The 6,937-nt window shown below is 50.8% G+C and carries 3 protein-coding genes, 1 tRNA gene and 2 rRNA genes; 5 read left to right on the top strand and 1 reads right to left on the bottom strand.

Annotated elements, in window-relative coordinates:
• Window positions 1-143 precede the first annotated feature (143 nt).
• The 4 genes from rrf (R2X38_RS18350) to metA all read left to right on the top strand — a co-directional run bounded on the left by rrf (R2X38_RS18350) (window position 144) and on the right by metA (window position 1,693).
• Window positions 144-259, top strand: a 5S ribosomal RNA gene (gene rrf / locus R2X38_RS18350).
• A gap of 48 nt (window positions 260-307) precedes the next feature.
• A tRNA-Thr gene (locus R2X38_RS18345) sits at window positions 308-383 on the top strand.
• Window positions 384-391: 8 nt separating this feature from the next.
• Window positions 392-507 (top strand): 5S ribosomal RNA (gene rrf / locus R2X38_RS18340).
• Window positions 508-751: 244 nt separating this feature from the next.
• On the top strand, window positions 752-1,693 hold the full coding sequence (gene metA / locus R2X38_RS18335) for a homoserine O-succinyltransferase MetA (RefSeq protein ID WP_317523775.1): 942 nt from the start codon (window positions 752-754) through the stop codon (window positions 1,691-1,693).
• Window positions 1,694-1,762: 69 nt separating this feature from the next.
• On the opposite strand, the gene R2X38_RS18330 is transcribed toward metA, so the two are convergent.
• Window positions 1,763-3,046, bottom strand: a complete 1,284-nt coding sequence (locus tag R2X38_RS18330; RefSeq protein ID WP_317523774.1) for a sodium:proton antiporter — start codon at window positions 3,044-3,046, stop codon at window positions 1,763-1,765.
• 203 nt (window positions 3,047-3,249) lie between these two features.
• Here R2X38_RS18330 and metH point away from each other — a divergent pair, with 203 nt between their 5' ends.
• The gene (metH, locus tag R2X38_RS18325) at window positions 3,250-6,921 is read left to right on the top strand and encodes a methionine synthase (protein WP_317523773.1); all 3,672 of its coding nucleotides are present in this window, start codon (window positions 3,250-3,252) and stop codon (window positions 6,919-6,921) included.
• Window positions 6,922-6,937 lie beyond the last annotated feature (16 nt).

Genomic DNA, 6,937 nt, shown 5'->3' with positions numbered 1-6,937 from the left:
TGTAAGCGTTGTGAGGCGTTGAGCTAACCTGTACTAATTGCCCGTGAGGCTTAACCATACAACACCCAAGGGGTTTTAGCGGACTCCACGAACACTTGAATGCGTGTTGAGAACATCAGCTTTCTAAGATTGTAAGAATTTTGCTTGGCGACCATAGCATTATGGACCCACCTGATCCCATGCCGAACTCAGTAGTGAAACGTAATAGCGCCGATGGTAGTGTGGGGCCTCCCCATGTGAGAGTAGGACATCGCCAGGCTTCCAATTTCAGAAATTCGCAAATGCGGGTTTCGACGCAGAATTGCGTGCTGGTATAGCTCAGTTGGTAGAGCGCACCCTTGGTAAGGGTGAGGTCCCCAGTTCAAATCTGGGTACTAGCACCACGATTTTGTTCAGCGACAATAGCACAGCGGTACCACCTGATCCCATGCCGAACTCAGAAGTGAAACGTTGTAGCGCCGATGGTAGTGTGGGGCCTCCCCATGTGAGAGTAGGTCATTGCTGAACACTTCTTCAAAACCCAGCCTAACGGCTGGGTTTTTTTCATTTCAGGCAATAAATAAATCGTACCTCTTCCATACCTTCCTTGCTTCATGAGCATTTCTCACCTTTACGTGCCACATCATCTATTCTTTTAATCTTGTTTTGCTTGCACCTTGGCGTGATCTCTTATAGTTTTATTTAGAAATCTGGACGTCTAAACATCTCTGGTGGGACAGAGCAGACGGAAAACGTTTAAGGAGAAGCACCCATGCCGATTAAGATCCCTGACAAATTACCTGCGACCGATATCCTACGGGGAGAGAATATCTTCGTGATGTCGGAAGCCCGTGCATCGAGTCAGGAAATTCGTCCTTTGAAGGTGCTGCTGCTAAACCTGATGCCGAAGAAGATCGAAACGGAAACCCAGTTCCTGCGCCTGCTGTCCAATAGCCCACTGCAGGTAGATGTTGAACTGCTCCGTATCGATAATCGGCCGACCAAAAATACCCCTACCGAGCATCTCGATACCTTCTACCGTCAGTTCGAAATGGTGAAAGACCGTAACTTCGATGGTTTGATTGTCACGGGGGCCCCGCTAGGCTTGGTGCAATTTGAAGATGTGCTGTATTGGGAAGAAATCCAAACTATCATGAACTGGGCCAAAGAGCATGTGACCTCCACGCTGTTCGTGTGCTGGGCTGCACAGGCCGGATTGAAGTTGCTGTACGATTTGCCTAAGCGGACTCGTAAAGAGAAGCTGTCAGGGGTTTATTGGCACCGTACTCATGATTGTCACAACCCAATTCTGCGGGGGTTTGATGATTCATTCTTAGCACCTCATTCACGTTACGCAGATTTCTCGCCGGAGTACCTGGCAGAGCATACGGATTTGGATATCCTCGCGACATCTAACCAAGCCGGTGTGTACTTGGCTGCGACCAAAGACAAGCGAAATGTCTTTGTGACCGGTCACCCGGAGTATGATGTAGATACCTTGCACAATGAGTATGTACGGGATGTCGGTGAAGGAATGGAGCCGAATGTACCGGTCAACTACTACCCGGACAATAATCCTGATAACCCGCCGATTGCCAGTTGGCGTAGTCACGGCCATTTGCTGTTTGCTAACTGGCTCAACTACTGTGTTTACCAGCAGACTCCTTATGACTTGGAGCATTTCTCGGAAGCTAACTTCACTAAAGATGAGTAGGCATTTTCGATATAAAAAAAGACCTGCAGCTTGCAGGTCTTTTTGTTGGTAAGTCTTATCGCATCGTCACTATGCGTTATTTTCTGCTTCCCACTGTTTGGCTTTATGTATCAGTGGCGTGATTGTCGATCCTTGGATAAGTATCGAGAACACCACCACTGAGTAGGTCATCACCAGCATAATTTCCCGTACATCAATGTTCTTGTCCGGGATCACCATCACCCCTGCCGGTACAGCCATGGCCATCGCAAGGGCCAGGCCACCACGTAGGCCACCCCAAGTCAGGATTTTAACCGACATCGGGTTATAGTCGCGGTAGCGGTTGAAGCCAACATAAGACAGCTTGATACTGAGGTAACGGCTGAGTAGTACTAGCGGTACGGCAATGACCATCAACACCCAGTCTTCCTGGTGGAAGCTAAATTGCAGCATGCTCATACCAATCAATAGGAACAGCACGCCATTGAGGAATTCATCGACAAGTTCCCAGAAGTGGTCGAGGTGATCTTCACTTTCCTTGGAGAAACCAATATAGCGGGTCCAGTTACCGATCATGATACCTGATACCACCATCGCCAGTGGGCCAGAAACGTGGATAACATCGGCAAATACGTAGCCAGCGGTCGGGATACCTAAAGTCAGTAGCAGCTCCATCGAATGGTCATTGGTGGAGCTGATCAGGTAATGGAAGATCAGGCCCAATGCGAAACCGTAGGCGATACCGCCGATGGCCTCCTGCATGAACAGCTGGCCGACACCAAGGACGGTAGGGGCTTCGTTACCAAAAGCGATGGTAAATAGGGTAACGAAAATGACCAGGCCGAAACCGTCATTGAATAAAGATTCGCCCTCAATCTGGGTAGAGACACGCTTTGGCGCATCGAGTTTTTTTACAATGGCTAGCACGGCAATCGGGTCCGTCGGTGAGATCAGCGAGCCGAAAATCAAACAATAGATCAAATCAAGCTGGATACCGAGCGCCTGGCAAATCCCCCAGAGGGCAAATCCGATAAAGAAGGTCGAAAATAACGTGGCAGCAAGGGCCAAGGTGGTGATTTCCCATTTTTGATCTTCTAGATGAGGGAGTTTGATCCCCAAACCACCCGCAAACAACAAGAAACCAAGAATACCCTTGAGCAAGAAGTTCTCGAAGTTGATCTCGCCAAGTTGGCTTGCAGCAATGTCTTCTAGGTGGAACCAGCCATTATGCCCGGCAACAATGAGGCCAAGAGATAGCACCAACGCCCCTGCAGTGATGGCGATAGTGGTCTGCATTTTTCCTATTTTGCTGTTTATAAAGGCGATAAGCATTGCTGCTGCCGCCAGGAAACAGAGGGTGCTGTAAACTGACATCCAGTGACCTCGATGGTATTTGAAAGTAAAGCTGAAAATTGTGTCAAAATATAAATCTATCGCAGCCTGATAGCCATCTTTAATTTCTTACAATGAGTTAAAAATTAATCAACGAAAAGCCCTTTAGACGTCTAGATTTCCATTTTTGCTATGGTAGGATGTGAACTAGCTGTAACATTAGATAAGGAAGTAAAGCGGTGTTGATGGGCAAGGATTTACTAAATAAGCGCTTGGCAGAGCAGATCCTGATCATTGATGGTGGCATGGGCACCATGATCCAGGATTATAAGCTGGAAGAGCAAGATTACCGTGGTGAGCGTTTTGCCGACTGGCACATGGATCTCAAGGGCAATAACGATTTACTAGTACTAACACAACCGCAATTGATCAAGGAGATCCATGCCTCTTACCTTGAGGCTGGTGCCGATATCCTTGAAACCAACACCTTCAACGCAACCACTATCGCGATGGCCGATTATGAGATGGAAGCGTTGAGTGCCGAGATCAATCTCGAGGCGGCCAAGCTTGCCCGTCAAGCGGCCGATGAGTGGACGGCAAAGACACCGGATAAACCACGATTTGTTGCTGGTGTATTGGGCCCGACCAACCGTACCTGTTCTATATCGCCGGATGTAAACGATCCTGGCTTTCGAAATGTTACCTTTGATCAACTGGTCGAGGCGTATGCCGAATCAACCCGTGCTTTGATTGAGGGTGGCTCGGACATCATCCTTATCGAGACGATTTTCGATACCCTTAACGCCAAAGCCTGTGCCTTTGCGGTGGACACCGTGTTTGAAGAGTTGGGTTACTCTTTGCCGGTGATGATTTCCGGCACCATCACTGATGCTTCCGGCCGAACGCTATCGGGCCAGACCACTGAGGCTTTCTATAATGCCCTGCGTCATGTAAACCCTATTTCATTTGGTCTGAACTGTGCCCTGGGGCCCGATGAACTGCGCCAGTATGTTGAAGAGCTGTCGCGAATTTCCGAGTGTGCGGTCTCTGCGCACCCCAATGCCGGCCTGCCGAATGCCTTCGGAGAATATGATTTGTCACCGGAAGAGATGGCGGGTCATATTAAGGAATGGGCCGAAAGCGGATTCCTTAACTTGGTCGGTGGCTGCTGCGGTACCACGCCACAACATATCCGCCAGATGGCTGAGGCGGTGGCTGATATTACGCCTCGTACCCTGCCTGAGCTACCGGTGGCCTGTCGTTTGTCCGGCCTTGAGCCGCTGACTATCGAAAAGGATACGCTGTTCGTCAATGTGGGTGAACGAACCAACGTGACCGGCTCCGCTCGGTTCAAGCGTCTGATCAAAGAAGAGCTGTATGACGAGGCCTTGGAAGTTGCCCGCCAGCAGGTAGAAAACGGTGCCCAGATCATCGACATCAACATGGATGAAGGGATGCTGGATGCCGAGGCGTGTATGGTGCGCTTCCTCAACCTATGTGCCTCTGAGCCAGAGATCTCCAAAGTACCTATCATGGTCGACTCCTCGAAATGGGAAGTGATCGAGGCTGGCCTCAAATGCATTCAGGGCAAGGGGATCGTTAACTCCATCTCGCTCAAGGAAGGCAAAGAGAAATTTGTTGAGCAGGCCAAGCTGATCCGCCGTTACGGCGCAGCAGTGATCGTGATGGCATTTGACGAGGCCGGCCAGGCCGAAACCCGCGAGCGCAAGCTCGAGATCTGTACCAATGCCTACCGCATCTTGGTCGATGAAGTTGGCTTTCCTCCAGAAGACATCATCTTTGATCCGAATATCTTTGCGGTAGCGACCGGTATCGAAGAGCACAACAACTATGCGGTTGATTTCATCGAAGCCGTTGCGGATATCAAGCGCGATCTGCCGCATGCAATGATTTCCGGTGGTGTGTCCAACGTCTCGTTCTCGTTCCGCGGCAATAATTACGTCCGTGAAGCCATCCATGCCGTATTTCTGTACCACTGTTTCAAGAACGGTATGGATATGGGGATCGTGAACGCTGGCCAGCTTGAAATCTATGACAATGTCCCGGAGAAGTTGCGTGAAGCGGTTGAGGATGTTGTCCTGAACCGCCGTGACGACTCGACAGAACGCCTGTTGGATATCGCTGCTGAATACGCCAACAAAGGCGTAGGCAAGGAAGACGATGCCTCAGCACTTGAGTGGCGTACTTGGCCGGTTGAAAAGCGCCTTGAGCATGCTTTGGTCAAGGGGATCACCGAGTTTATTGTCGAAGATACCGAAGAAGCGCGCCTCAATGCGTCCAATCCGCTCGAAGTGATCGAAGGGCCGTTGATGGATGGCATGAATGTGGTCGGTGACTTGTTCGGTGAAGGTAAGATGTTCCTGCCGCAGGTGGTGAAATCAGCCCGGGTAATGAAACAGGCGGTTGCCCACCTAGAGCCTTATATTAACGCTGCGAAACAAGCGGGTGCGACAAACGGTAAGATCTTACTGGCAACAGTAAAAGGCGATGTCCACGATATCGGCAAGAACATTGTTGGTGTAGTACTGCAGTGTAATAACTACGAAATCATCGATCTCGGTGTAATGGTATCGTGCGAGAAGATCCTCAAGGTCGCCAAGGAAGAGAATGTCGATATCATCGGCCTGTCAGGCCTGATCACACCTTCTTTGGATGAGATGGTCCACGTGGCGAAAGAAATGGAGCGCCAGGGCTTTGACCTGCCGTTGTTGATTGGTGGGGCCACGACGTCAAAGGCTCACACGGCGGTGAAAATTGAGCAGAACTACAGCCACCCGGTGGTGTATGTGAACAATGCTTCTCGAGCTGTTGGTGTATGTACGTCGTTGCTGTCTGATGAGTTGCGTCCTGCTTTTGTCGAAAAACTGGATGCTGACTATGTCAGGGTGCGCGACCAGCACAGTCGCAAGCGCCCTAAAACCAAGCCGGTTACCTTGGAAATGGCAAGGGCCAATAAGGTGGCGATTGACTGGGATAGCTATACTCCACCGGCACCGCTGAAGTCAGGTGTCCAGGTGTTTGATGACTTTGAGGTTGCCACCCTTCGCCAGTATATCGACTGGACGCCTTTCTTTATGACTTGGTCGCTGATGGGCAAATACCCAGCCATCCTTGATCATGAAGAAGTCGGCGAGGAGGCGCGCCGCTTGTTCAAAGATGCTAACGAGTTACTTGATAGAGTTGAGCAGGAAGGCTTGCTCAAAGCCCGTGGTATGTGCGCCATGTTCCCGGCCAACAGCGTCGGTGATGATATCGAAGTGTACACCGATGAGTCGCGTACCGAAGTCGCCAAGGTATTGCACAACCTTCGCCAGCAAACCGAGAAACCGAAAGGCTTCAACTACTGCCTGTCGGACTATATTGCGCCAAAAGAAAGCGGCAAGGCCGACTGGATTGGTGCCTTTGCGGTAACCGGCGGTATTGGTGAGCGCGAGTTGGCAGATGCCTACAAAGCGGCGGGCGATGACTACAATGCGATTATGATCCAGGCGGTGGCCGACCGTTTGGCCGAAGCCTTTGCCGAGTATCTGCATCAGCAGGTGCGCAAGGATATCTGGGGCTACTCGCCGGATGAGGATTTGTCCAACGATGATCTGATCCGCGAGAAATACCAGGGGATCCGCCCGGCACCGGGTTACCCGGCATGTCCTGAGCATACCGAAAAAGGCACGCTGTGGGAGCTGTTGCAGGTTGAAGAAACCATTGGTATGTCGCTGACAACCAGCTATGCGATGTGGCCGGGGGCGTCGGTCTCGGGGTGGTACTTCTCCCACCCGGATTCGCGTTACTTTGCGATCGCCCAGATCCAGGACGATCAACGTGACAGCTATGCGGATCGCAAAGGCTGGGATTTGGTCGAAGCCGAGAAATGGCTGGGGCCGAACCTTAATGGCTAACAGGTTTGCTTAGAAC

This window comes from Photobacterium rosenbergii, from assembly GCF_033022775.1.
GTDB lineage: Bacteria > Pseudomonadota > Gammaproteobacteria > Enterobacterales > Vibrionaceae > Photobacterium > Photobacterium rosenbergii_A.
Note: the sequence above shows the minus strand (reverse complement) of the source record. Positions and strands in the feature narration are given on the sequence as shown.

Excerpts from the sequence above, each read along its gene's own strand:
- metA (WP_317523775.1), top strand. The coding sequence starts at position 752 with ATGCCGATTAAGATCCCTGACAAATTACCTGCGACCGATATCCTACGG.
- R2X38_RS18330 (WP_317523774.1), bottom strand. The coding sequence starts at position 3,046 with ATGTCAGTTTACAGCACCCTCTGTTTCCTGGCGGCAGCAGCAATGCTT.
- metH (WP_317523773.1), top strand. The coding sequence starts at position 3,250 with ATGGGCAAGGATTTACTAAATAAGCGCTTGGCAGAGCAGATCCTGATC.